The 24,714-nt window shown below is 49.8% G+C and carries 21 protein-coding genes and 6 pseudogenes; 14 read left to right on the top strand and 13 right to left on the bottom strand.

The features are described from left to right. Positions 1 to 29 precede the first annotated feature (29 nt). The 3 genes from K6K13_RS04485 to K6K13_RS04475 all read left to right on the top strand — a co-directional run bounded on the left by K6K13_RS04485 (position 30) and on the right by K6K13_RS04475 (position 2,325). The gene (locus K6K13_RS04485) at positions 30 to 1,229 is read left to right on the top strand and encodes a cytochrome P450 (RefSeq protein WP_222159721.1); all 1,200 of its coding nucleotides are present in this window, start codon (positions 30 to 32) and stop codon (positions 1,227 to 1,229) included. Between the two features lie 89 nt (positions 1,230 to 1,318). Then, the gene (locus tag K6K13_RS04480; protein WP_222159720.1) at positions 1,319 to 1,588 is read left to right on the top strand and encodes a hypothetical protein; all 270 of its coding nucleotides are present in this window, start codon (positions 1,319 to 1,321) and stop codon (positions 1,586 to 1,588) included. Between the two features lie 164 nt (positions 1,589 to 1,752). After that, positions 1,753 to 2,325 carry an NAD(P)H-dependent oxidoreductase gene (locus tag K6K13_RS04475; protein WP_222159719.1) on the top strand — a complete coding sequence of 191 codons (573 nt, stop codon included), beginning with the start codon at positions 1,753 to 1,755 and terminating at the stop codon, positions 2,323 to 2,325. A gap of 670 nt (positions 2,326 to 2,995) precedes the next feature. On the opposite strand, the pseudogene K6K13_RS04470 reads toward K6K13_RS04475, so the two are convergent. The 3 genes and pseudogenes from K6K13_RS04470 to K6K13_RS04460 all read right to left on the bottom strand — a co-directional run. Beyond that, positions 2,996 to 5,344 (bottom strand): annotated as a pseudogene (locus K6K13_RS04470) (LPD7 domain-containing protein); the annotation flags it as partial. Continuing rightward, on the bottom strand, positions 5,341 to 5,667 hold the full coding sequence (locus tag K6K13_RS04465) for a plasmid mobilization protein (RefSeq protein ID WP_222159717.1): 327 nt from the start codon (positions 5,665 to 5,667) through the stop codon (positions 5,341 to 5,343). The pseudogene K6K13_RS04470 and the gene K6K13_RS04465, both read right to left, overlap by 4 nt. Next, positions 5,657 to 6,799 (bottom strand): annotated as a pseudogene (locus tag K6K13_RS04460) (DUF4158 domain-containing protein); the annotation flags it as partial. The gene K6K13_RS04465 and the pseudogene K6K13_RS04460, both read right to left, overlap by 11 nt. 1,218 nt (positions 6,800 to 8,017) lie before the next feature. Here K6K13_RS04460 and K6K13_RS04455 point away from each other — a divergent pair. Then, complete coding sequence (locus K6K13_RS04455) at positions 8,018 to 8,251, top strand: YnaE/YdfK family cold shock protein (protein WP_222160961.1); 234 nt, start codon at positions 8,018 to 8,020, stop codon at positions 8,249 to 8,251. A gap of 89 nt (positions 8,252 to 8,340) precedes the next feature. On the opposite strand, the gene K6K13_RS04450 is transcribed toward K6K13_RS04455, so the two are convergent. The 3 genes from K6K13_RS04450 to K6K13_RS04440 all read right to left on the bottom strand — a co-directional run bounded on the left by K6K13_RS04450 (position 8,341) and on the right by K6K13_RS04440 (position 10,124). Continuing rightward, positions 8,341 to 9,198, bottom strand: coding sequence for a beta-1,6-N-acetylglucosaminyltransferase (locus tag K6K13_RS04450; protein WP_222159715.1), 858 nt, complete (start codon positions 9,196 to 9,198; stop codon positions 8,341 to 8,343). A gap of 146 nt (positions 9,199 to 9,344) precedes the next feature. Next, complete coding sequence (locus K6K13_RS04445) at positions 9,345 to 9,506, bottom strand: YnfU family zinc-binding protein (RefSeq protein ID WP_222159714.1); 162 nt, start codon at positions 9,504 to 9,506, stop codon at positions 9,345 to 9,347. Between the two features lie 60 nt (positions 9,507 to 9,566). Next, on the bottom strand, positions 9,567 to 10,124 hold the full coding sequence (locus K6K13_RS04440; RefSeq protein WP_222159713.1) for a recombinase family protein: 558 nt from the start codon (positions 10,122 to 10,124) through the stop codon (positions 9,567 to 9,569). Between the two features lie 160 nt (positions 10,125 to 10,284). Here K6K13_RS04440 and K6K13_RS04435 point away from each other — a divergent pair, with 160 nt between their 5' ends. Both K6K13_RS04435 and K6K13_RS04430 read left to right on the top strand, forming a co-directional pair. After that, positions 10,285 to 13,293 (top strand): Tn3 family transposase, encoded by a 3,009-nt coding sequence (locus K6K13_RS04435; protein WP_222159712.1) that lies wholly within the window; start codon positions 10,285 to 10,287, stop codon positions 13,291 to 13,293. Between the two features lie 32 nt (positions 13,294 to 13,325). Further along, a pseudogene (locus K6K13_RS04430) lies at positions 13,326 to 13,850 on the top strand (DinB/UmuC family translesion DNA polymerase); the annotation flags it as partial. A gap of 72 nt (positions 13,851 to 13,922) precedes the next feature. Here K6K13_RS04430 and K6K13_RS04425 read toward each other — a convergent pair. After that, positions 13,923 to 14,369, bottom strand: a complete 447-nt coding sequence (locus K6K13_RS04425; protein ID WP_222159710.1) for a hypothetical protein — start codon at positions 14,367 to 14,369, stop codon at positions 13,923 to 13,925. Positions 14,370 to 14,579: 210 nt separating this feature from the next. Here K6K13_RS04425 and K6K13_RS04420 point away from each other — a divergent pair, with 210 nt between their 5' ends. From K6K13_RS04420 to K6K13_RS04410, 3 genes and pseudogenes are all read left to right on the top strand, one after another. Then, entirely contained in the window at positions 14,580 to 14,798 is a 219-nt protein-coding gene (locus tag K6K13_RS04420) for a portal protein (RefSeq protein WP_222159709.1), read from the top strand. Then, positions 14,795 to 15,175, top strand: a complete 381-nt coding sequence (locus K6K13_RS04415; protein ID WP_222159708.1) for a portal protein — start codon at positions 14,795 to 14,797, stop codon at positions 15,173 to 15,175. Before K6K13_RS04420 ends, K6K13_RS04415 begins: the two co-directional genes overlap by 4 nt. Positions 15,176 to 15,413: 238 nt before the next feature. Next, positions 15,414 to 16,421 (top strand): annotated as a pseudogene (locus K6K13_RS04410) (IS110 family RNA-guided transposase); the annotation flags it as partial. A 10-nt stretch (positions 16,422 to 16,431) separates the two neighbouring features. Here the strand turns inward: K6K13_RS04410 and K6K13_RS04405 are convergent. The 4 genes and pseudogenes from K6K13_RS04405 to tnpA form a co-directional block, all read right to left on the bottom strand. Beyond that, the gene (locus K6K13_RS04405) at positions 16,432 to 17,112 is read right to left on the bottom strand and encodes an IS30 family transposase (protein WP_222159707.1); all 681 of its coding nucleotides are present in this window, start codon (positions 17,110 to 17,112) and stop codon (positions 16,432 to 16,434) included. A gap of 8 nt (positions 17,113 to 17,120) precedes the next feature. Then, positions 17,121 to 17,399, bottom strand: coding sequence for a helix-turn-helix domain-containing protein (locus tag K6K13_RS23695; RefSeq protein ID WP_222159706.1), 279 nt, complete (start codon positions 17,397 to 17,399; stop codon positions 17,121 to 17,123). An 89-nt stretch (positions 17,400 to 17,488) separates the two neighbouring features. Continuing rightward, positions 17,489 to 17,716, bottom strand: a pseudogene (gene tnpB / locus K6K13_RS04395) (IS66 family insertion sequence element accessory protein TnpB); the annotation flags it as partial. Beyond that, positions 17,713 to 18,366, bottom strand: coding sequence for an IS66-like element accessory protein TnpA (gene tnpA / locus K6K13_RS04390; RefSeq protein ID WP_222159704.1), 654 nt, complete (start codon positions 18,364 to 18,366; stop codon positions 17,713 to 17,715). The pseudogene tnpB and the gene tnpA, both read right to left, overlap by 4 nt. A gap of 52 nt (positions 18,367 to 18,418) precedes the next feature. Here tnpA and K6K13_RS04385 point away from each other — a divergent pair. The 3 genes and pseudogenes from K6K13_RS04385 to ubiK form a co-directional block, all read left to right on the top strand. Next, positions 18,419 to 18,715, top strand: a pseudogene (locus K6K13_RS04385) (integrase core domain-containing protein); the annotation flags it as partial. A 134-nt stretch (positions 18,716 to 18,849) separates the two neighbouring features. Then, a protein-coding gene (locus K6K13_RS04380) for an IS5 family transposase (RefSeq protein ID WP_252120419.1) occupies positions 18,850 to 19,601 on the top strand; the annotation gives its coding sequence in 2 pieces (ribosomal slippage) (positions 18,850 to 19,183 and positions 19,183 to 19,601; 753 coding nt in all). 142 nt (positions 19,602 to 19,743) lie between these two features. Continuing rightward, entirely contained in the window at positions 19,744 to 20,025 is a 282-nt protein-coding gene (gene ubiK, locus K6K13_RS04375; RefSeq protein ID WP_196908581.1) for a ubiquinone biosynthesis accessory factor UbiK, read from the top strand. Between the two features lie 54 nt (positions 20,026 to 20,079). Here the strand turns inward: ubiK and yjeH are convergent, their stop codons facing one another. Both yjeH and zipA read right to left on the bottom strand, forming a co-directional pair. Then, entirely contained in the window at positions 20,080 to 21,336 is a 1,257-nt protein-coding gene (yjeH, locus tag K6K13_RS04370; protein WP_222159703.1) for an L-methionine/branched-chain amino acid transporter, read from the bottom strand. 67 nt (positions 21,337 to 21,403) lie between these two features. Next, the gene (zipA, locus tag K6K13_RS04365) at positions 21,404 to 22,345 is read right to left on the bottom strand and encodes a cell division protein ZipA (protein WP_222159702.1); all 942 of its coding nucleotides are present in this window, start codon (positions 22,343 to 22,345) and stop codon (positions 21,404 to 21,406) included. Positions 22,346 to 22,600: 255 nt separating this feature from the next. Between zipA and cysZ the strand changes: the two genes are divergently transcribed. Then, positions 22,601 to 23,371, top strand: a complete 771-nt coding sequence (gene cysZ / locus K6K13_RS04360) for a sulfate transporter CysZ (RefSeq protein ID WP_222159701.1) — start codon at positions 22,601 to 22,603, stop codon at positions 23,369 to 23,371. A gap of 132 nt (positions 23,372 to 23,503) precedes the next feature. Then, the gene (gene cysK, locus K6K13_RS04355) at positions 23,504 to 24,487 is read left to right on the top strand and encodes a cysteine synthase A (RefSeq protein ID WP_222159700.1); all 984 of its coding nucleotides are present in this window, start codon (positions 23,504 to 23,506) and stop codon (positions 24,485 to 24,487) included. Positions 24,488 to 24,714 lie beyond the last annotated feature (227 nt).

Below are 24,714 nucleotides of genomic sequence, written 5' to 3'. Positions count from 1 at the left end.
CGAGCCGAACCTAAAAACGGAGGTAAGGCATGCAGCTTCATGAGTTAATGAATCCAGACTATTCTGAAAATCCCTTTCTTCTTTATAGAAAACTCCATGAGCAGGGGCCGCTCATACGGGGTGGTGATAATGTCATTATCAGCGGAAGCCACGCCGTCGTGGAGGCCCTGCTGAATGACAGACGAGCCGGCAAAAACTATATGGACAGTGTCCGGCTGCGTTTTGGTGCCGATGCTGCAGGGATGCCGGTATTTCGGGGAATGAACAGGATGTTTCTCGTCCTGAATCCGCCTGAGCACACCCGGCTGAGGGGGCTGGTCATGAAGTCCTTCGGCGCAAAAGAGATTCAGTCGCTAAGGGAGATGGTACTCGCCGTGGCAAACGACCTGGCTGACTCCCTGGCTGGCCGGTACTCATGCGACCTGGCCCGGGAATTTGCGTTTCCCCTTCCTGTGCGTATTATCTGTCGCATGCTGAACGTACCGGAATCTGATGCGGCCAGACTTGGCCATTCGGCCTCAGCACTGGTCAGGGTCTTCGACCCGCAGATAACGCAGGAAGACCTGCTGAAGGCCGGGGTGGCATTTACAGAACTGGAAGAGTACTTCAGCGCACTCATCGTGTCCCGGCGCGGAAGTGAGGCCAGTGACCTGGTGTCGCTTTTTCTTCGAGGTGGCACTGACGGTGACAGGCTGCAGCACGATGAAATCATCGCCAACGTCATCCTGCTGTTTATTGCCGGCCACGAGACCACCTCTAACATGCTGTGCAACACCGTGTTAGCCCTGTATGAAAACCCCATTGAGCTTGAACGTCTCAGGCAGGACCACAGCCTGATACCCGCCGCCATAACCGAGTGCATCCGCTACGACAGTTCCGTCCAGATGCTGTACCGTACGGCTCTCGACGAGATCGAGGTGGCGGACCATGTTATCCCGCGCGGAACCAGCCTGTTTCTCAGCCTGGGGGCGGCCAATCATGATCCGGCGGTGTTTTCCTCACCGGAAATCCTGAATATCCGGCGCCGGGAGGGACGCAGTCTGTCCTTCGGCGGCGGTATACACCACTGCATGGGATACCGCCTTGCGCTGGCCGAGATGGAGGTCGCCCTGGAAGTATTGCTGACGCGCCTGCCGGATATGCGGCCCGTGACAGGGGGGATACAGCGCAACAACAGGGCCAACCTGCGGGGCATCAGCATCCTGCCGGTCACGAAAGATAGTACCTAAAGAGGAATGTTGCTATGCCGCAAAGCGGCATAAAAGGTGGCACCTGAAAGGGGTTGTAAAGGCAGGGAGTGCTGACGGAGGATACAGCGATGAAAAGAGAGGCTATTCTGCAGGTGCTCAGGGCGCACCCGGATAACTGCATCCGCAGTTACCACCGCGGTCACCCCCTGGGCAACGGGCGCACAGAGGGCCGGGTACTGGTCCGCCACTATGGGGGATTAATCCCTGATGAAATCGTCCTCACAGCGGTGATGTTTCTGGAGGTTCAGAACGCGCTGTGCGTCAGCGAATCCTGGGGCAGCGACGGCCTGGGCGGCTGCACCTGGCGGCTCAGGGAAGACGCTGGCGACAGGGTGTAAGCTGGGGTCAGTTTGGATATCGAAAATTATTGTACGTTAAGGTCGTTTTATGTACTCACTATTAGTTTTTGCCTAAAAGTGAATGAGCCTTTACTGCTCTAAAAAAAATAATGGTGTCACTCTATACTGGGTTAAATATTCACCAAGACATTTAACTTATTGAAATGAAAAATATCCTTGTTATTTCAGGTCATCCTGAGCTGAACCATTCCGTCGCCAACGCCACTATCCTTGATGAAGTGGAGAGCGCCCTTCCAGATGCTGAAATTCGTCGTCTGGACTGGCTCTATCCGGACGGCAAATTCAATATCGCTGCGGAGCAGGAAAGCCTGCTCAGGGCCGATGTGATTGTCTGGCAGTTCCCTTTTTCCTGGTATGGGCTGCCCGGGTTAATGAAACACTGGCTGGACGAGGTCTTTGTCCACGGCTTCGCGCATGGCTCAACGGCGAAACTGGGCGGTAAAAAGCTGATCCTCTCCTTCACTACAGGGGCGCCACAGGCGCTCTATACCGCTGACGGTTTCTTTGGCCATCCCATTGAAGCGTATCTTATTCCATTCGAGACCACGGCAAGGCTGTGCAATCTTGAGCTGCTGGCGCCGGTTTATACCTGCGGTATCAGCTACGCCGACCGGGATGCCGACAAAATCGCGCAGCAAAAAACGCTTGCCCGGGAACACGCTTCAAGGCTTGTCGATCTGCTCAATTCCGTCGTGAATAATCCAGAGGGAGAATAACGATGCAGTATACCCGGCTCGGTAAAAGTTACTTACTGGTCTCCTGCATCTGCATGGCAAATTAATGTTCAAGTCCAGAATCGAGTTCCTGCTCGCTTTGGCGCTCCTTCTCCAGCAAGAATTTTTGTTCCAGCCTTTCTGAAGCAATATCGAGCGTCATCTCCTTCTGGAGTAAATCCCCTTCAGCTTTCCCACGATCGAATATCAGCCCTTCTGAGGTGAATTTTTGCTGGTATTCATCGATCACATTAAGGATCTGGCCGTCCTGCTCAGTCACATCCCTCCCCTGCGCTTTCTCAATCTCATGACGAGGAACCCGAACTGCATCACTCATAGCGGCACTGAGTCCCTTCTGATCGGCAATCTTTTCATCCACACGATAAATTACTGCATCCTGCTTATTCACATCATGAAGGTTAGCGTTAACGTCTCGCATGTCTGCGGCGTCCTTAAGACGAGAAAAACTCGTAGGAGCGGCATCAGGCTGGTCATTATTGAATTTGACAAAATAAACGTAGGTGGTCGGTTCATTGACGGCCATAACATCATTTTTGTAAGCCTGTTTTGTTTCAGCGGGAGATTGCTGCAGATCAGATACACCTTGTTTAACTTCTGCCTGTTTTACCGCTTGCTCTTTTTCAACAACAGGTGCCTGCTCACGGCTGGCCGCCAGTTCGTTCTTGGCTTCCAGCATTATTTTTTGGAACTGCTCTGGTCGCAGAATAAGATTCATATTTTTTTCAGCGGCAATTTGCGCACACTGTTTTTTGAATTCATCTGAGCCAGATAGCCTGAGAACACCGCCAAATTTTTCCTGGGAATATTCAAGCATAACGCCGATCTCTTCATTCGAAGGACTTTTTCCTGAAACGATGAAATCACCTTTATCTGTGAATACAGGTGCTTCCGTTTTCTGATCACGGTAAATTATTTTATCTTCTCGCTTATCCATAACCAGATCTTTTAAGCGACTATTTTTTTTCTGAAGTTCCTGTAATCGCCGCTGTGCTTCGACAGCTTTTTCTAAAGAAAAATTATTCTCAGCCTGAGATATGCTATTTTCATCTTCATGATTGAGATAGTTTTTAAGTTTATCTAAAGCTTTCATATTATCTTTATCCTCATTCCAATTTTTATGGTACTGACTAATGAAATCACGTCCCTGAGACGACAAATCATTTAGTCTTTCAAGCGTGGTTAATTTTTTATATATCAGTAAACCCTTAGCAACCTCCCTATTTTCTTTTGAAATAGAGAAGAGCTGCTTTCTCATTTCACGCAATTCATTATACAAGTTTATTTTTTCAAATCGTATAACTTCACGCAAAGATTTATTTGATTCTTTTATTGACAAGAACCGCTGTTTCGATTGTTCAAAGTTTAGCTTTGATGTGATTTTTCCTTTTTCGAATGGTTTATTTTCTAATTGTTGAGAATAGGTTTCAAGCAGGAACTCTTTAGCATCCTTCCAGGATAAATTAAGATATTTAGTCAGAAAGTCTGAGGCATTGAGATTCCTTTTCTCGACAGCAAAACGGGGGGAACCATCTTTAGCATGACTAACTGCGTGGTCTTCGGTCTTAATGTTGTATTTTATTGAGGCTGCGGATAAGAATCGTTCATGGTCAATATCACGGCGTATACCAGACATAATTTGGATTTCATTTTTTTCCGCATCAGCATTAAGCTTCTTATAAAGAGACTCATGCAGAACGGAGGACAGCTCAACTGTTTTTATTCCTCGTTCTGTGAGTCGTCTATCAGAATCCCGTCGCATTTTTTCATCAGAATGTTGTCGGGTTTCCATTCGCTCTGCCAGATTATACTGTTCATTATGCGACAATATACTGACAGATTCGGGCGGTTTTCCCCTACCGCTGATTCCTCGAACCAGACCGCGTTGGGGCATATGTGGCAGGCCAACTCTTGTTTTAATTCTATCAAGTCTGGTAGCTGATTGAGGACTAAACTTGTTACTGCTCGTCCGTCCTCGCGCTCGTTCAGTATTTTTTTTGTCAAGTTTGTATTGTTTGTCATAGTCATCAATCCTGGTATGTAGGAATGCCGCTTTATCTGAGGCATTCATAGATTTATATACGTTCCGTAGCTTTTCAGACTTAGGAAAGATATGCTTAATTTCATGGCTGGCCTTATCCAGCCATGTACTGAGATTCCGTTCTGTTTGATCTGGCGTAGGCTTTACCAGAGGTAATTGTCGACTTTCGATGAATCTACGGCTGAATAATGGGATTTTGAGATTGGTAAATTTAACATCACCCTCAAATTTCACTGCGAAATATTCAGTCGGTTTACCTTCATTACGAATTTTAACGTCACCGTAATTTTTTAGTAGGTTGTTAAATTCATCAGCCGATTTGACATTTTCACTGGTTATTCTGGAAAATATCTCACGTTTGGTTTCATTGTTTCGCTCACGGTATAAGTCGCCTTTAACGCGAGATAATACATTAGCATAATTTTCATCACTCACGCGAACGCCATCTTTCGGGCTAATCAACCCATATTTGTTATTGATATGCTCCTGAATGGCATCTAACTGCTCTTGTGTTTTAGAGTTTGTTAAATCACCTCTTGGATTCATAGACCTTTCAGTTACAAGATTTGTTCTTGGGATCACAATATGAATATGTGGTTTTCGTTCAATCAGTTCTCCCGTACGGTTATCAACCAGATTTTTTATCTTGGGTAAATGCGCCTCGGCATAAAAACAGTATTCATCCTCATGATAAGCATTCATAAATAACGTTTTATATTCCTGCGTGACAGCTTTAAGCGTTTCGTCGCTTATCTCCGATTCTTTAAAGGAAAGAGTAATATGCAGATAACGCTCCTGCCCTTTATCCTCAATGCTATGAATAACTTTATTCGTCGTTTGCAAATCGCCGTCCAGTATCAGACGATGATCCAGTTCGTCACGGGTATATTCCCTTTCAGCTTTTCTGCCGCTCTCCAGATACTCGGCTATCCCGTCATTGCCGCCACCATACCGGGTGATCATTTAGTTATATCCTGCAAGGTTTCTCTGATACCAATAAGCGCATTGAGTAATTTTTTATATAAGGTTTCTGATATAATACCTTTAGCATTATCAGTGTTCAGACGATGCGCAATCTGGTTAAAGTTGTTGCTTGTTTTAGCTAAGTAAAATAAGCAACGCTTGTAGTCTGTAGTTACTTTTGGTTTAGACGGAAGCGAGGCAATCCGGTTGAGAATTAGCGCGCGGAAAAATTCTGACTTGCCGATTTCCGTATGCTCCAGCAGATCTTTAAAAGGCTGATACTCATCATCAGTTAAACGTACTGAAATTATTAATAGCGTCAATCACGGGACGGTACAGGTGATTACCGGACTGGAAATCAAGCTGATCCAGCACGGGGAGCAGCATCCGGCGATAATGAGCACCATAAGATGCCCGGATAGACTCATGGACTTCAAGTTCAGGATCGCTTCCCAGCGTATTAAACTCTTCCACAAGACGTTGCAGCGTTCGCTGTGCAACAACGGGATAAACCACCTCTTTGATGACACCATCAGGTTGATCCGCTGTTGCTTCAGCCATCCGGAAGAGCAATTTTGCTTTTCCTCTGACTTTTTTAAAAGCCGCAAACTGTTTTTTATCCACTTTCTTTTCAGCCCGCGTTCCGAGGTTGTGGATCAACTGCATCAGCATTTCAGTCAGGGCATCGGTCAGCTGTTGCCGACGTCGCCAGCAGTACATGATAATCATGGGATAACGAATACTGACCGGGTGGCGCCGGATTTCCCTGACGGATTCGGCAGCGCAGCGCTGACGATATATTTCAATAAATTTGGGTGGTATGCCCCGGACCAAATCAGCATTCAGCCCCAGTTCATCAAGGGCTGTGAGTTGTGAAATAACAAAGAGAATATTATCGAGGCTGGGTTTTCCCGGCTCCTTTTTTATTATGCTGAATATATTTTCTTTATTATCAGAGTCATCATCTGTTTCTTTTTTCTTGTCGGGTAATAATTTCTTGATTACAGATTTATGGTTGTCGGTGAGTCTGTTGTAAATAGAGCTTAAAAGAGTCTCTTCATAATGGTATGTTGCCGAACGAATAACCCGCTCAAGATGTGCTTTTGCAGGAGGCTCTGTGCGTTGCTCGCGAAACCAGTCAAAAGCAGCTTCCCGTGCGTGGTGTGCTTTCGGATCCAGGGGTAAAACCTCAGCGCACAACCAGTCGAAAAGCTGCCGGAGATCACTGTCAGCAGAAGGGCGATAGCCGAGTAACTTTCGGATCGTCTGGCGATGCCGCAACCCCTGCCGATCCAGTGGTTCATATGAAGAAAAAAGATCACCAGAAAGACCGAGCTGTTGAGCAAGATACTGAATAACATCCATGCTGACATCCTTGCCTGACGAAGGAAATCGTCCGTACATCTCCATAAACTTCAACTGAATGGCAAATCCGAGACGGCCCTTATCGGTCATACCAGACAACAGGGGAACTTGCTCAGGAGTCAACAACCAGAAATCTTTCCATTCAGTTTTATCCTGCCAGTTATCCATATGTACTCCGATATCTGTAACTATCAGAAGATGCTGGTGATTTCACTCCTGTATACCACAAATGTCGTCATATTGCAGCTTCGCTCCCATTACCCCGAAAACGTACGTAAGACTGGCGAGCAGTGCGCAGCCTGTCCGGGTATGCGCGTAGCGCATGGAGGCGCGGCAAGGTTCTCACATAGAGCTCTGTGATTATATCCGCGCCTGAACCCGGCGCAGCCGGTTACGCCATTGAAAATGAACCGAATAACCCCCCTCCCTGCAAAGCATAACGTTCTCACAGCGATTTTGTTTCTAAGTTAAGGCCGAAGCCCCGGTGAGCGGTCAGGACGGCGCTATGCGACGTTCTGAGCGTGATTTCCGGGGTCTTAACGGATGTGACCAGCGGGAACAGCCGTTTAGAGGCTTAATAGCTCAGAATCGAAGTCATTTTTGACGCAATAGATGGTTATGGGTTAGCTGAAGCTATTGCCCGCCTTTGGCGGGTGCTAACTATTGGGAGCATAGCGACCATTTATCCGAACCGTCGCGAGCGTAGCTCGCTGAAAGGGCGGTCATTATTGCTGTCCACAGGACAGCTTCTGAATAGGTTTTTTTTTAATGGAGAGAAAACATATGTTTTTAATAGAGAGATCGAGTGGGGGTTTAAAAGGATCATTGCGCTTTAAATCCGGGCCGATTTGCGCTTTTTAACGCGTCCGGGTGTTGGTTAAGAGAGATAACCTCTTGCAGTTTTATGTTGATAAGTCATATACGCAAAAAAATGGCGCATCGAAGAACGATTTAGCCGAAATGTAGGTTCCGCTCTGGAGAGTTGGATGCGGGGTTTGAGGTCCACTCGTGTAAAAAACCACGTTAAGCAATTAACCACCTGAAAAATTTAGTTTTATGTGAGGAAAATCCAACGAAATGATAACTTACGCTAAGTGCATTTCTTGAACATATTTAGAGATAATAAAGAAGACAGGTTTTGTTTACTCTTTCAATTGGTGCCAGTATTGCCTAGAGGCGGCATATTTTGCTGAACGGTAAAAAATAGCAATGAATTCCTTTACTTAATCGAACAAGGGATGATGGTAATTTCAGTTCAGGCATAAAAACCTTATCTGTGATAGAATGCCCTTCCATGAGAAATTAATGATGAAATCAGAAGACACCCTCGACTGGTACCCGGCTCAATTGCCTCCAGTGAAAATCATCCTTGGTGAAGCCGTGCTGGTTGTTGGTAAACAGGGCAGAGCGATTAATACCCGGACGCTGCTCGAATATCTGCAGGTGATGCAGAAAAAGCAAAAAAGAAGAGATAATAAAGTTGCGATGCAGACCGCAATTGATGTACTCAGAGACAATCAACGTATTAACGGCAGACTTTAATTGGTTCCAGGGTCAGCAGTGCGAAAGCTTACTCTAACCCATTATTTACCAGTCATTTACAGTGACTGGTTGGAATGAGATAAAGACTCTCAATATAATATAGCGCTAATGACAGACGGCTTAATGCTGCGTTCAAGTATAGTGAGAATGCCGCCATCTATATTCTCATCAAATTTCCTGGCAAATAAATTCTTACTATTTAATAGCATTTTCGAATCATTAGTCAAGAAATCACGAGGGCGCAACTTAATATCACTTGACTCAATCCAGTCAATTTCTCTTTTATCATCATAAATTATTCTGGATTTAAATGTAGTATTCATCAATACAGTCTGAAAAAAACTTTCATCTGCAATTAATGTATTGCGATAAAATTCTTTAAAAACTGCCAGTTCTGGACTATAGGTAATAAATTCGCAAAAATCCTTACTTAGTATCATCCACTGATTACCTATATATGGCGTAACCCCTGTCAAAAAATCTCTGTTAGATGTAGTAGATATTACCAACTCACCATCTATCTCCTCTACATAGTCTTTTATTCTGTGCATGGTTTCTGGTCTAATCAAATTTTGATTAACTACTTTTATAAATTCGCAGCAATCAAATGCACTAAGATACTCCATAATAAATTCCTGACTTTTTAATGGAAAATCCTGACCGCTTAGATTTATGAAATAGTCCCATGTTCCACCACTGGTTACAAGCTTTTCAATACCACGCAACTGGGCATCAACCAAACTATACCCTCCCCATATAGCTTCTTTGCTTTCTAATATTGATGCATTTTCATAATCACCCAAAAATAAATCTATTTCATCAAATATTTTTCTACCGGCACGTTTATCAATATGTATTATATAATAATTTTTTTCATGATAAATAGATTTAAATAATCTCTTGAATTGTTTCGGATAACGATGAATCAGCATGAAATATGCAATCATGTAGAACCCCCTCATAAATTAATCACAATGCACTCATGAAAATAACATATGCAATATTAATAATTAGAGTACGCTTGGTTAAATGGAAAAGAAATATTTAGCTTCAAATAGCACTCAACTATTGCTCATAAATATGCACATCATCTCTAATCTTCCCCACCCCGAAAATAATGCCCACAATGAGGACAGACCATCGTCATTTTTTTTCTTAATTTATGAGTATGCTGTTGAGCTATGCGAGAACATTTAGGACATGTGACATCTACTGATTTGTCACGAAACATCTTAAAGCTATCAAATATAGACATATCTTTTATCCAGCAGAGACGTTGGATCTCAGTGTACGCTTAAACATTCCGAATAGCTTACTATTTGTTCTCTTTAAGCCTTTTTAGGCGATAATAGGTAGCCTGGGAAATTCCAGTTTTCTCCATCACACCTTTACCTGGTATCTTCTGCTGGATAAGCTCCTGTGCCATTGCCGATTTTTGATGGGGCTTGCGACCAAATTTAATCCCCGCAGCCATGGCAGCTACCCGACCATCATTAGTTCGCTCCAAAATACGCTCTCGCTCTGCTTCTGCTACGGCCGCAAGTATCTGTATAACCATTTTACCCATAGTCCCTTCAGTACTGAGACCATTATCCAGAAAACGAATAGCGATCCCCTTTTTATAGCAAACGTCAACAATGTGGATCATGTCCGCTGTATTGCGGCCAAGCCGATCCATTTTTGTACAAATGATGATGTCGTCTTTTTCCGCACGGGCAAGCAACCGTTGTAGCCCTTCACGTTCGTCCGTGGCTCCCGACATCATGTCAGTAAAAATTCTGTCATCCCTGACACCTACAGATTTCAGCCCAGAGATCTGCAACGTCAGTTTCTGATGGCTGGTTGATACTCTTGCATATCCCAGTAATGCCATATTGGTCTCACAAATCGATATTAATACTGCATAGTATCATAAAGTATAAATCGCGATTTTTGATACTCATGTTTGAAGCCATTTTGAGCAGTCTCAAAATTTATAATATCTGATACCATCAAAAATATTATGGAATAATGAACGAAAAAGGGATTTGCGGATGAGTGTTGATTTTCTGACCGACAGCCAGGTCCAGAGCTATGGTTGTTATGCCGCCGAGCCAAATGAGGTTCAGCTGGCGAGGTATTTTCATCTTGATGAGTGCGATCTGGATTTCGTTAATCAGCGCCGGGGCAGACATAACCGCCTTGGAATTGCCCTTCAGCTCACCACCGCCCGTTTTCTGGGAACGTTTCTGCATGATCTCATGCAGATCCCTGACGGGGTACGATTCTATGTGGCAGCGCAATTAGGCATTCCCCGCCCGGAAATCCTTTCCCGTTACGCACAGAGGGATAATACACGCTGGGAACACCATGCCCTGATCAGGCAGCACTACGGCTATCATGATTTTGGTGATTTCCCCTGGACATTCAGGCTGAAACGTCTTCTGTATGTCCGCGTCTGGCTCAGCAATGAACGGCCCGGTCTGATGTTTGATTTTGCGACAGCATGGTTACTTCAGTACAAAGTGTTACTGCCAGCTGCCTCCACGCTGACAAGAATTATTGGTGAAATACGGGAGCGGGCAAATCGTCGCCTGTGGCGAAAACTGGCATCGCTGCCTGACAGCTGGCAGACAGCACAACTGGCGTGTTTACTTGAGGTCCCCGAGGGGCAGCGGGTGTCGGTTATGGAGCAGCTACGTAAAGGTCCTGTGGCGGTCAGCGGCCCGTCTTTTACAGAAGCGCTGGAACGCTATACCCGACTGAGAAACCTGGAGTTTTCACGGCTGAATTTCAGTGGCCTCCCGGCCATACAATTACGTAACCTGGCCCGCTACGCAGGAATGACGTCAGCCAAGTATATCGCCAGAATGCCTGAGGTGCGGCGGCTGGCGGTTCTGACCGCATTTGTTAAAGCGCAGGAAATATCCGCGCTGGATGACGCCGTCGATGTGCTTGATATGCTGATCCTGGACATCGCCCGCGAGGCGAAGAAAACGGGACAGAAAAAGCGGCTCAGGACGTTGAAAGATCTCGATCGGGCAGCACTGCTGCTGGCGCGGGCCTGTGCGCTTTTGCTTGATGAAAATACTGACGAAAGTACGTTGCGAAAGACCATATTCAAAAGCGTTCCGGTCGCCAGGCTTGCGGAGTCTGTTGATAAAGTTAACGAGCTGGCCCGTCCGCAGGACACGAATTTTCAGGATGAAATGGTGGAGCAGTACGGACGAGTAAAGCGTTTCCTTCCCGCGCTACTGCGCGACCTGCACTTTAGCTCTGCGCCCGACGGTGAGCATCCCCTGGCCGCAATCCATTACCTGGCAGAACTGATCGGCTCGAAAAAGCGCATCCTCGATGATGCGCCTGAGCATATCATCACTGGCCCCTGGAAACGCCTCGTATACGATGCGGAGGGCCGGATACAACGCGCTGGTTACTCACTGTGCCTGCTGGAGCGTCTTCAGGATGCCTTGCGGCGTCGTGATATCTGGCTGGAAAACAGCGAGCGCTGGGGCGATCCGCGTCAGAAGCTGCTTCATGGCAAAGAGTGGCAGGCTCAACGTGTCGCAGTCTGTCGTGCGCTGGGGCACCCCACCGATGGCAGAAAAGCCACGGAGCAGATGGCGAACCAGCTGGATGAGACCTGGAAAGCCGTGTCCGCACGCTTTCACAGCAATGATGCTGTAGGTATGTGCCATGAAGGCAAATATCCCTCCCTGACTATCGGCAGTCTGGAAAAACTCAATGAGCCATCCGCGCTGACACAACTCAGCAGCCGGGTGAAACAGCTCCTTCCCCCGGTGGATTTAACTGAGCTGTTGCTTGAAATCGACGCCAGAACTGGTTTTACCCGTGAGTTTACGCACGTCAGTGAATCTGAAGCGAGAGCAAAGGATCTTAACGTCAGCCTGTGTGCCGTATTGCTGGCTGAGGCCTGTAATATCGGGCATGAACCGCTGATAAAGCACAATATCCCGGCACTGACTCGCCACCGTCTCAGCTGGGTGAAACAGAATTACCTCCGGGCAGAAACGCTGGTCAGCGCTAATGCCCGGCTGGTTGATTTTCAGTCCACGCTGGAGCTTGCCAGCCACTGGGGCGGCGGCGAGGTAGCTTCAGCGGATGGTATGCGATTTGTCACCCCGGTGAAAACCGTCAATTCAGGCCCTAACAGAAAATACTTTGGTTCCGGACGCGGTATCACCTGGTACAACTTCGTTTCCGATCAGTATTCCGGATTCCACGGTATCGTTATCCCCGGGACGCTGAGGGATTCTATCTTTGTCCTGGAAGGGCTACTGGAACAACAGACCGGCCTGAATCCGGTAGAGATAATGACAGACACGGCCGGAGCCAGCGACATTATATTTGGCCTGTTCTGGCTACTGGGGTATCAGTTTTCGCCCCGGCTGGCGGATGCCGGTGAGGCCGTATTCTGGCGGATAGACAAAAATTCCCATTACGGTGTACTGGATGAACTGGCTCGGGGATGTGTGGCGCTGCCAAAGATTGAAAGCCACTGGGATGAAATGATGCGGGCGTCCGGCTCCCTCAAACTGGGCACGATCCATGCTTCGGAACTTATCCGTTCCCTGCTCAGGAGTACCCGCCCGTCAGGGCTGGCTCAGGCCATCATGGAGGTTGGACGAGTCAACAAGACGTTGTATCTGCTTAATTATATTGATGATGAGGATTATCGTCGTCGTATCCTGACCCAACTCAACCGGGGAGAGAGCCGTCATGCTGTAGCCAGAGCCATCTGTTATGGTCAGCGTGGAGAGATCAGAAAGCGCTACCGTGAAGGGCAGGAAGATCAGTTGGGTGCCCTTGGTCTGGTCACTAATGCAGTAGTACTGTGGAATTCTCTTTATATGCAGGAGGCGCTTTCACACCTTCGCTCAACAGGCGAGACGCCAGAGGATGAGCATATTGCCCGGCTTTCGCCACTGATGCACGGTCATATCAACATGCTGGGGCACTATACGTTTACCCTGCCGGAAGATATTTTGAAGGGAGAATTGAGGTCATTAAATTTCAATTTAAACAATGAATTATCTTCTTAACGTGGTTTTTTACACGATTGGACCTCAGACCCAGTAGAAGCTTCGGCACCCGCATCACCGAATATGAAGAGATGCGCCAGGCTGTCTGTCAATATGCCGAACGGGCAGCTGAAAAGTTGCGACAAGAGCGCCAGTACTGCCGCCATATTGTTGTCTTCATCAGAACCTCACCTTTTGCCGCAAAAGAGCCTTACTACAATAATCAGACCAGCCAGAACCTAGCCGTACCAACGCAGGACACACGTGATATTATCGCCGCAGCGGTCACAGCACTGGATCATATTTGGCGCGATGGGTACCGCTACGCGAAAGGCGGCATCATGTTGAATAATTTTACGCCGACTGGCGTGTCCCAGCTAAACCTGTTTGATCAGATACAGCCGCGATTGCAAAGCGAAGCCTTAATGCTTGCGATTGACAACATCAACCGCTCAGGATTGGGTAAAGTCTGGTTTGCAGGCCAAGGAATAGATAATAGCTGGGCCATGAAACGAGATATGCTTTCCCCAGCTTATACCACGCGCTGGCAAGATCTCCCCAAGGCCAGATTGAGCTAACTTTTTTCTCGTGATCAAGTCACGTTCATCGTTTCCATCTCAGCGCATTTCCCACGTTAGCGGCACCAGGCATCATCGCTGCACATTTTCGTGTACGAAATTCTTGTGCTCCTCAATTGCTGCGCAAAACCAACCGGCGGCAATATTTTTATCTAACCCAGGTGGCAGGAGAGCCAAAAGCTCATCAAGCACTGCGCCGGTGGAAGTGTCGAGCTTTTTATCTAATCGTAAGAGTAACGACGTCATGCCAGCCCAATCGACATTGCTTGCTGGCCGCCAACCACTATTAATGAGTAAACGTAGCGCGCTTAGCGCGGCCCAGGCGGGGATCTTACCCGAGCGTCCCCAGTCCGCGAGGGCAGTTCCAGACAACTTCCGGGGTTCATTAAGCAGTCCAGAGCGATAGGCTTCATCAGCGAGAGCTTGTGCAGCCTTAGACTGAGGCAGCTCAGAATTAATTGACCAGAGTTTGCCAATCTGGCTACGGAACGCGGTAGAAAGTGCCACATAGGGTGTCATGGATCGTGTCCGGTTAGGGGTTTTACAGGGCATAACGGCTTTGTTGAATAATAGGGAATAATGCTGTTCTGACATGCCTTTTTTGGACGAAAATGCTGCTCACCCCGGGGTGCACCACCAAGCTCTGGGTGTAACATACTGATTTTACGTTAAGGGAATCCGCAGCCTTTATGGCTGCGCAGCATAATATCTATTTATTCAACAACGCCCATGCGTGATGATGTGCGCAACATGATCCACCAGGCGTTCTATCTCAATAGCCTGACGTTACCCAATACCAGCGGCATGACGGCGTATGAGGTCAGCCAGCGCGTGCAAGAGTACATCCGGCAAGCAACCCCGCTATTCGCCCCAATGGAGCCGGAATATAACGGTGACCTTTGTGACATGACGTTTAGTAAGTTGATGCGTGCGGGGCCTTTGGCTTGATCTACGATATCCCGCAGTCGCTTCAGGGTGAAGATGTACAGTTCACCTTTGAGAGCCCTCTACAGGCTGCTTTGGGGCAAGAGAAGCAAGGACAGTCTCAAGCAGTGGCGCAGATTCTATTGGGTGCTGCTCAGATTGAACAAGCACCTGGCGCTGTCAATGTGGATATCAACAGCATGATCCGCGACACAATCAGTGGCTCTGGTGCACCGGCCAAATGGCTGCGTAGTGAAGATGAAGTGGCTCAAATCATGCAGCAACAACAGGCGGCACAACAGCAGGCGGCAGAGGTTCAGCAACTACAGCAGGGTGCTCAGACGGTCAATGACATGGCCAACGCTGCTCAGTCTGTTCAATCACTCGCGAGGTCAGCATGACAAAAGCCCCGTTACTTTATTCGAACCCCTTATACTGGGGTGTTAGCCAGCCAGACCCGGCATGATTACTGCCCCCAGTCGTCCATGATCCGGGGGGTGATGTCACCGGGTCTGGTGGGGCGTTGGTAACCGCTGATAGGGGTCAGGTCAGGCACTTTTGCCGGGACCGTCTGTAACGTGGATGCCGGTACCCGCTCCCCATGGTTATCTGGTTAACCCGTATAAACAGGGAGACAGAATGACCGAATCCAGCGATTACGAATCCGTCCAGGTCTTTATTGGCGTTGATGTCGGTAAAGATACACATCACGCTGTTGCCGTTAATTGTTCCGGTAAGCGACTGTTCGATAAAGCATTACCCAACGACGAAACCAAACTCAGGTCACTGATATCTGACCTGAAACAGCATGGTCGGATACTGCTGGTTGTTGACCAGCCAGCCACCATCGGCGCGTTACCTGTCGCCGTTGCCCGCTCTGAAGGCGTCCTTGTCGGGTACCTCCCCGGGCTGGCAATGCGCCGCATCGCCGACTTACATGCCGGTGAAGCCAAAACCGATGCCCGCGATGCGGCTATCATCTCCGAGGCTGCCCGTACCCTGCCTCACGCGCTACGCACGCTAAAGCTGGCTGACGAGCAAATCGCCGAACTCTCCATGCTCTGCGGCTTCGATGATGCTCTTGCCGCACAGACAACGCAGGCCAGCAACCGTATCCGCGACCTGTTGACCCAGATACATCCGGCACTGGAACGCGTCCTCGGCCCACGGCTGGAGCATCCGGCAGTACTCGATCTTCTCCAGCGATATCCCTCACCCGAAAAACTCGCTTCGCTGGGTGAGAAGAAGCTGGCAACCCAGCTCTGCAAACTCGCACCTCGTCTGGGAAAACGCCTTGCTACAGATATCACCCAGGCACTGACCGAGCAAACCGTCGTCGTTCCGGGCACGAATGCTGCTGTCGTTGTTCTGCCACGTCTGGCACTCCAGCTCATAACTCTGCGTAAGCAAAGAAACGAGGTGGCCCTTGAGGTGGAACAGCGGGTTCTTGCTCACCCTCTTTACCCGGTCCTGACCAGCATGCCCGGAGTCGGTGTCAGGACCGCAGCCAGACTCCTCACTGAGGTCGCCTGTCGCGCCTTCGCCTCTGCCGCACATCTCGCAGCCTATGCTGATCTGGCACCGGTAACCCGACGCTCCGGCTCATCCATACGCGGGGGGCTAATTCCCAGTCGAAACGCCACAAAACGGTAGGGCATTAAGCCGCCTGTAAATGCGTTAAAAATACCTCATTCGGAGAGCGATAGCCAAGTGATTTTCTCCCTCGCGTGTTGAGCAGATGTTCAAGTGCAGCAATCTTGCGATGGGTGACCTGATTGAAGTCTGTTCCCTTGGGGTAAAAACGCCGTATCAGCCCGTTGGTATGCTCATTCAATCCACGCTCCCAGGGATGATACGGCCGGGCAAAGTAGACCGGTGCCCCCGTGATTTTCGTTATCTGCTCGTGCTGGGCAAATTCAGAACCGTTGTCGGCGGTCAGGGTTTTAAAATCGCAGAAGGTATTGGCGACGATGTCCCTGAAAGCCGCTACCACGCTCTCTGCGCGCTTGTTGGGCAGTTTGCGAATAATGACCAGCTTGACGGCGTTATCGACCAGCGTCAGCAGAAATGACTTCTGATCTTTACCAAAAATGGTATCAATTTCAAAGTGTCCGGGCTGTTTTTTGAGGTCCGCTGCGGCAGGCCGGTGCTCAATGCCAACACGGTTGGGGGTTGGGAATAGGACCCCGCCTGGTCTGGTCGGTCTGATAGTTATACCGTTTTCCCCGATGCGGGAGCTGCTGGTACAGGTCTCCCCCGGCCTGGCGCTCTTGCTGGATATAACGATAGAGAGAGTTCTTGCTGACCGACAGGCCAAATTCCAGGAGCAGACGTTCACTGATGACCTCAGGGGAGGTGTGTAGACAAAGCTTGCAAGATAACGTCCTGAATGTGCGGTTCCACGTTGTCCGGCCGTGCTTTCTGACGCCGCCCTCTGGCCAGGTTTTCCGCCCTTCTGCAGGAATAGACACCGTTGAAAGCGGCGTCGGTATTGCGTCTGAGCTCCCTGCTGATGGTAGAGCGTGGAAGCTCAAGTTCCCTGGCGATGGTGGACTGGTTAACCCCATTATCACGTCGTTTTTCGATGTAGAAGCGTTCTTTCTGAGTCAGATGTTTTCCCTGCATGCAACGGGCTCTCCAGTAGGGCCAGAACGGTGATTTTATCCAGGTCTGGCCAGTGGGTCACTTTGTTGCATTTTGTGTGGGAATTGGCCGAAGCGTCCCCGCTCCAGGCGCTTAGTGAACAGGCACAGGCCGTCACGGTCTGCCCACAGCACCTTTATCATATCGCCGCGGCGACCGCGGAAGATGAACAGATGTCCGCTGAACAGGTCGTCCCGCAGCATGTTCTGCACCCTGGAAGCAAGGCCGTTAAAGCCGTTACGCATGTCGGTCACGCCGGCAACCAGCCAGATGCGTGAGCCCGCGGGGAGTGATATCACCGGCACCCTCCCTGCATTTCCCGGATGAGTATCTGCAGTAGCTCTGGCGTCAGCTTTCCGCTGATACGAAGCGTCCCGGCGGGAAGAACCAGCTCACAGCAGAGGGCGTAATCGCTCTGGATGGGGGGAGTCTGAGCCAGATCGAGATCTGATTCAGCAGTGAGCGTCACGGGCAGCATGACCGGAGCTTCTGTCCGTGCAACCAGCAGCCCCTGTTGATAACGACGCCGCCAGTTGAACAGCAGATTGTCATTAATGTTATTTTCGCGGGCAAGCTGTGCCACGCTGACGCCGGGCTGCATCGACTGCTCCACCAGGGAGATTTTGAAGTCCTGTGGGAAGTTGGGCCGGCGCGACCTCTTACGGGCAGCGGGTATTTCGACGGGAACCGGGTACAGAGTGGGGGATTTTCGGGAGTCCTGCCGGTAAAGTCGTTTATCCAGCTTTCTTGCGTTGATTCGTGCCGGCAAAGGCCATGACAAACCTGCCTTCCGGAAGCGGACAAAGAGATCACAGGCTGTAGATTTGGGAATGCCTAACCGGCGCCCCGCCTCAATGCGCGGCAGCTTTTCTTCAAAATGGAGGCGGAGTGCCTCAAGGAGCCATGTCCGGTGTTTCACGCGATAGTGTCCATTAAAAATGATGGACACTATTTTCCCGGAACCGGAGCCCTCTGCACAGACGGTCTAAATGAGACGCTTACAGTTGTATCTGGCTATCAACGATATCGACCATACGAAAACCAAAGCGATGTCTCCGCAGACAAACGGCATCTGTGAGCGCTTCCATAAAACCATTTTGCAGGATTTTTATCAGGTTACGTTCCGCAAGAAGTTATACGGGGACCTGGAAAGCCTTCAGACGGATCTGGACAACGGGCTGTGGCATTACAATAATGAGCGAACTCATCAGGGAAAAATGTGCTGCGGGCGTACGCCAATGGCAACATTACTTGATGGAAAACGAGTCTGGGCAGAAAAGAATCTGAACCAGATTTAATCTGACAGACACCTGTATAAATAACCGGTAACTGTCAGATCAGGTCTGAGCTAGGGCCTGTTGACAATCATCGCCAAGAACCTGTTTTTTTGTAAAAGAATCTGTTTACATTCTGTCTTTTTTGGAAAAGCAGAATGCCAAGATTGATGCTCAGTGATGACCAATACGAACGGATTAGCCCGTTTTTGCCGGGAAAGGATTCGGAGCCGGGACGAACAGCAGCAGATAATCGGCTTTTTGTCGAAGCGGTTTTATGGATCGCCCGAACTGGAAGCCCATGGAGAGATTTACCACCCGATTTCGGACTCTGGAACTGTGTGTACAAACGCTTTGCCAGATGGTCACGGGCAGAAATATGGCATTCCGTTTTTGCTGAACTTGCGGGCGATGCCGATTTCGAGGAAATCTTCATCGACAGCACTATCGTACGGGTTCATCAGCATGCAGCGGGCGCTCCCAAAAAAACGGTGACCAGTCGATTGGTCGTTCTCGCGGGGGATTGACAACCAAGATTCACGCTCTGGTTGATGGGCTGGGCATGCTTGCCCGTTTTAGTTTGACTGGTGGTCAAAAGAGCGACACCAGAGAAGCATTGCCTTTACTTGGTGAATTGAAACCTTCAAGCTTGGCTGCAGACAAAGCCTACGATACGAATGTGATTCTACAATATCTGGAGTCGGTAGGCATTCAGGCTGTCATCCCCAGCAAAGAGAATCGCCGTGAGCAACGCCCACTGGACAAACATCTTTACGCTTCACGCAATTTGATCGAACGTTTCTTTTGCCGTATCAAGCAATTTCGACGCGTAGCTACACGCTTCGACAAACTCTCAAAACGCTTCGCATCATTCGTTGCGCTCGCTGCTGCATTCGTCTGGCTGTGTTAATTGTCAACAGCCCCTAGCCTATTGGTAAAAATTTTCTTTAAAAATCCGACACAAAGCATTACAGGACGAGTTTTGGTTTATCCCTTTTCATTCACGCATTACACTGACAGTACAGATGACAGAAACCGAGCAGGAAAACGGCATGATTGACCCGAAAAAGATTGAGCAAATTGCACGTCAGGTGCATGAATCCATGCCTAAAGGCATACGTGAACTGGGCGAAGACGCCGAGAAAAAAATTCGCCAGGTTCTGCAAGCACAGTTTACCAAGCTTGATCTGGTAAACCGCGAAGAGTTCGATGTACAAACGCAGGTTCTGCTGCGCACACGTGAAAAACTGGCGCGGCTGGAACAGCGTTTAAGCGAGTTGGAAGCCAAGCTGGACGCGGACAAAACGGCTACGTCTGAACAGCAGCCCTCATAGGCGGTATCCCTCATCGCGGGCACCGGCCACTCCCAAAGGCCGGTGCAACGGCGATTATTCTGCCGCCAGCTGCTGTGACTTATGCGGTAACCCCCACCACAGCACTGCCAGCATAATCAGTGCATAGAGCGATTTAGCCCCCACCATCACCAGCAGTGCGCAGCACAACACGCTGCCAATAATCGCCATCAGGCGGGCCCGACCTTTCAACAATCGACACCCTGCCAGCATGCACAGCAGATAAACCAAAACAAAAATGCCGTTGGCGTAAACGATCAACGTCGATAATGGCAGTGACAGCCAGTAAATCAGCAGGCAACAGACCATGCTACACAGCACCACCGCCGACAGCGCACTCAGGGGAACCTGGGCCCGAGACAGCCGCCCCAAACGACTCCCTGGCGCTGCCTGTGACCACACCAGTCGCGCAAAGCCCTGCGTATAAATGTTCACACTGGCAAAGCACGCCAGATAGCCAATCAGGCAAGCTCCCCAATAGATCCATTCGTTGCCAAACAAATCTGCGACGATGCTCAACAGCAGCGAGGTCGGCGCGATATCACTGCCATAGACGTTCAACTGCAAAATCGCGACGGTACAGCCCCAATAGACGATACCGGCAATCAACATGCCGATCATCAAGGCACGGGGAAAATCACGCTCAGGGTTACGGAACTCGGTAGAGAGGTGAGCAAACGCTTCCAGTCCGACAAAACACCAAAACATCACGGCGAGTGAATCAAAGGTGTTCGGCCAAGAAAGGGTACTCAGTGCAGGCCAGTCAATATGCGTGGGATTGATCTCTCCCCCCCACCAAATGGCAGCGACCAACAGCACCACTAACACGGCAATGCCCGTTTGAATGGACGCGCTTGAACCCGCACTGCGCGACCCGAGCAGCCAAATGGCGACCAGCGTCAACAGTTGCACCATCAAGATGCCCACCCTGTTGTGGCCGATAAACGGCGCCCAAAACTCAGCGGCAATTTGCAGCGCAGCGGGCAAGCCAAGGGGGATCACGGAGAGAAACAGCCAGCGGGTCACGCGGGCCAGACGTGGGCCAAATGCCAGATTGACAAAGTGAGCTGCGCCACCGGCATTGGGAAAATGCTGCCCTAACGCGGCAAAGCCAATGGCAATCGGAAACACCAACACAATCAGCAGCGGCCAGGCCCACAGGCTGTCATTACCCGACAGTTGCGCCACAATGGCTGGCACCGCAAACACGCCGGTTCCCAGTAGCGAAGTGGATAGTAGCCCCACGCCCTGAACCACCCCCAGATCCTGCTTTAACCCATTACTACTTGCCACGTCAGCCCACCCTATCCCCTAAAAAAAAAGCCTCCATAGAGGAGGCTTTGCGGTTACACAATCACGTTTACCCATTAGCCCGCAGCACATCGCGAATACGGCCCTTGTAGGCTTCAACTTTCTGCGGCGTCATCAAACGACGCTCATCATCCAGAACCACACCGCCGACGTCATCAGCAATACGCTGTGCAGATTGCAGCATCAGTTTGAAATTCTGGCTTGCGTCACCGTAGGAGGGCACCATCATGAAAATGGAGACGCCCGGCGTGGAGAATTCGGCCATATCGTCGATACTGAAAGAGCCGGGTTTCACCATGTTGGCCAGGCTGAACAGCACCGGCCCAGCACCCGCCGGGTTAACATGGCGATGGAAAATATTCATTTCACCGAACTGGAAGCCTGCCTGCAATACGCTTTGCAACAGTACCTCACCGCCAATGATACTGCCCTGATGAGCAGCAACGTGCAGAACCAGCACCGTTTCTTGCGCGGCGTTGCTTGCACTTTGCACTTGGTCAGCATCCTGTTCGGACAACTCTTGCTCTGCGTCCTGCGCTTCAACGTGTGGGGTGCGTTCTACAGAGGCTGGGTACACAGGCGCGGCATGTGCAGGACGAGTATCCTGCGTAATGCGATCGATGTGCGCCTCAGGAGCAGATTGCGGCGCGGTAGTCGCGCCTAACAGCGGATCGTAATCGGTACGAACGTGTTCGGCAGCAGAAGCGAAAGGCGATGAGGATGCAGGCGGCGGCGCAGACTCACTGAACGACCCCAATGCCGGTTCTTCCTGCGCACGCGTCCGCGTGACTCTGACTTCGCCGACCCCTTCATCAAGCTCCTCAAGCGGCGCAGTCTCTTCCCGCTTCTGCTTTTGCTTAAGGCGCTTCACCGGACGGTCACGAAAAAGGGACGAACGCTCTTTACGGCTCGTCCACAAGCCGTGAAGCAGTAGCGCAATTATAGCGATCGCGCCCACAACGATTAATATCAGACGCAAGTCCTGCATCATTGCTATCCCAGTTAATTCAATTTATTGCCACCGCGGCAACTTTTTCATACCCCTAACTCTATTTGCCTGCGTACACAAGTGCAAGCCTGCACAGTATTTTATAGGAATAAAGATATACCGGGCGCACTTTTTTGCTTTTTTTTCGTCCAAAGGGTCACTGGTCAGCAGAAAATCATCCCGATATGATGCAGATCACACAAACTACTCCGATCGTACCAACGATCCGGATAACCCCACAATGAGGAACAGGATGTCATGGTAACCCCGTCCCCCGCTACGCCGGCGCGTTCAGGCATTTACTATTTCGCACAAGGTTGGCAACTGATGTCGCTGCCGGGCATACGGCGTTTTGTCATCATTCCACTGCTGCTCAATATCCTGTTGATGGGCGGGGCCTTTTGGTGGCTGTTTTCCCGCATGGGTGATTGGATTGCCCGGCTGATGGGCCATGTACCAGAGTGGCTGCAATGGTTAAGCTACCTGCTGTGGCCGCTCGCCGTCATCTCTATCCTATTGGTATTCGGCTATTTTTTCAGCACCATCGCCAATTTTATCGCGGCCCCGTTTAACGGCTTGCTGGCCGAGCAGCTTGAGGCGCGACTGACCGGAAAGGCCCTGCCGGACAGCGGCGTCATGGGCATGGTCAAAGATATACCGCGTATCATGAAGCGCGAGGTGCAAAAGCTCGCCTATTACCTGCCGCGCGCCGTGGTGCTGTTGTTGCTGTATCTTATCCCGGGTATCGGGCAAACCGTTGCCCCTTTGCTGTGGTTCGGGTTTAGCGCCTGGATGCTGCCCATTCAGTATTGCGATTATCCTTTCGACAATCACAAAATCAGCTTTCCCACCATGCGCGAAGCGTTGCGGCGTCATAAACTCAACAATTTGCAGTTCGGCGCGCTGGTCAGTGTGTTTACGCTGGTGCCGTTCCTGAATTTGGTGGTGATGCCAGTCGCCGTCTGTGGCGCAACCGCATTGTGGGTAGACAGGTATCGTCATCTCTCGGTATCAGCGGGAGTGCGATAGTTTTTTCCGACTGTAATGAAAAGATATTTCTTAAGAACATAACGATATAGCAATTCTTTCCTTCCCTGAAAGGATGGAGTGAGTATGCTCTATCTTGTTGGTAAAAATTTCATACAGTTATAAGGACTGGCCATGAGCAAAATCTATGAAGATAACTCCTACACCATCGGCCACTCGCCGCTGGTTCGTCTGAACCGTATCGGCAATGGACGTATTCTGGCAAAAGTGGAATCTCGCAACCCCAGCTTCAGCGTTAAATGCCGTATTGGCGCGAACCTGATTTGGGATGCGGAAAAACGCGGCGTATTAAAACCCGGCGTATTAAAACCCGGCGTTGAACTGGTAGAACCGACAAGCGGTAACACCGGGATTGCTCTGGCCTATGTCGCTGCTGCCCGCGGGTACAAATTAACCCTGACCATGCCAGAAACCATGAGCATTGAGCGGCGCAAACTGTTGAAAGCGCTGGGTGCCAAACTGGTACTGACCGAAGGTGCGAAAGGCATGAAAGGGGCCATCGCCAAGGCAGAAGAGATTGTTGCCAGCGACCCGAACCGCTTCCTGCTGCTGCAACAGTTCAGCAACCCGGCTAACCCGGAAATTCACGAAAAAACCACCGGCCCGGAAATTTGGGAAGACACCGATGGTGAAGTGGACGTGTTCATCTCCGGTGTTGGCACGGGCGGTACGTTGACCGGCGTCAGCCGTTTCATCAAGAACACCAAAGGCAAAGCTATTACCACTGTCGCGGTGGAACCCGTTGATTCACCGGTGATCACCCAAGCGTTGGCAGGCGAAGAAATCAAGCCTGGCCCGCACAAGATCCAAGGGATCGGCGCCGGTTTCATTCCCGGTAACCTCGATCTGTCTCTGGTGGATCGCGTGGAGCGCATTTCTAACGAGGACGCGATTTCAACCGCGCGTCGCCTGATGGAAGAAGAAGGTATTCTGGCCGGGATCTCTTCCGGTGCTGCCGTGGCTGCCGCGCTGAATTTACTGAAGGATCCCGCGTTTGAAGGCAAAACCATCGTGGTGATTCTGCCCTCCTCCGGCGAGCGCTATCTCAGTACGGCGCTGTTTGCCGATCTGTTCACAGAACAAGAATTGCAGCAGTAATTCTTCGTTACATTGACGGCATAAAAGCACCTTCACAGGTGCTTTTTTTGTGGTAGGGTTCAAAGTTTATACCCATCAATGATTGCTTTTTTGGTCCAGGTTTAGTATTTAACCGAACAATTATTTTGATGCGCGAAATTAATAACCGTAACATCGTACCCTGTTCCCGCTGATTGCAATGTCCGCATTTTTTTACCACAGAGGCAACAACGTCATCAGACACTGGG

The organism is Symbiopectobacterium purcellii, assembly GCF_019797845.1.
Lineage (GTDB): Bacteria > Pseudomonadota > Gammaproteobacteria > Enterobacterales > Enterobacteriaceae > Symbiopectobacterium > Symbiopectobacterium purcellii.
This window is presented reverse-complemented; position numbering and strand designations above follow the sequence as displayed.

Coding starts and splice junctions, on each gene's coding strand:
- K6K13_RS04440 (WP_222159713.1), bottom strand. CDS start 10,124: ATGGCATTACTGGGATATGCAAGAGTATCAACCAGCCATCAGAAACTG.
- K6K13_RS04475 (WP_222159719.1), top strand. CDS start 1,753: ATGAAAAATATCCTTGTTATTTCAGGTCATCCTGAGCTGAACCATTCC.
- K6K13_RS23695 (WP_222159706.1), bottom strand. CDS start 17,399: ATGCAGGGAAAACATCTGACTCAGAAAGAACGCTTCTACATCGAAAAA.
- K6K13_RS04485 (WP_222159721.1), top strand. CDS start 30: ATGCAGCTTCATGAGTTAATGAATCCAGACTATTCTGAAAATCCCTTT.
- K6K13_RS04420 (WP_222159709.1), top strand. CDS start 14,580: ATGCGTGATGATGTGCGCAACATGATCCACCAGGCGTTCTATCTCAAT.
- cysZ (WP_222159701.1), top strand. CDS start 22,601: ATGGTAACCCCGTCCCCCGCTACGCCGGCGCGTTCAGGCATTTACTAT.
- K6K13_RS04480 (WP_222159720.1), top strand. CDS start 1,319: ATGAAAAGAGAGGCTATTCTGCAGGTGCTCAGGGCGCACCCGGATAAC.
- K6K13_RS04450 (WP_222159715.1), bottom strand. CDS start 9,198: ATGATTGCATATTTCATGCTGATTCATCGTTATCCGAAACAATTCAAG.
- K6K13_RS04425 (WP_222159710.1), bottom strand. CDS start 14,369: ATGACACCCTATGTGGCACTTTCTACCGCGTTCCGTAGCCAGATTGGC.
- zipA (WP_222159702.1), bottom strand. CDS start 22,345: ATGATGCAGGACTTGCGTCTGATATTAATCGTTGTGGGCGCGATCGCT.
- K6K13_RS04455 (WP_222160961.1), top strand. CDS start 8,018: ATGAAATCAGAAGACACCCTCGACTGGTACCCGGCTCAATTGCCTCCA.
- K6K13_RS04435 (WP_222159712.1), top strand. CDS start 10,285: ATGAGTGTTGATTTTCTGACCGACAGCCAGGTCCAGAGCTATGGTTGT.
- cysK (WP_222159700.1), top strand. CDS start 23,504: ATGAGCAAAATCTATGAAGATAACTCCTACACCATCGGCCACTCGCCG.
- ubiK (WP_196908581.1), top strand. CDS start 19,744: ATGATTGACCCGAAAAAGATTGAGCAAATTGCACGTCAGGTGCATGAA.
- K6K13_RS04445 (WP_222159714.1), bottom strand. CDS start 9,506: ATGTCTATATTTGATAGCTTTAAGATGTTTCGTGACAAATCAGTAGAT.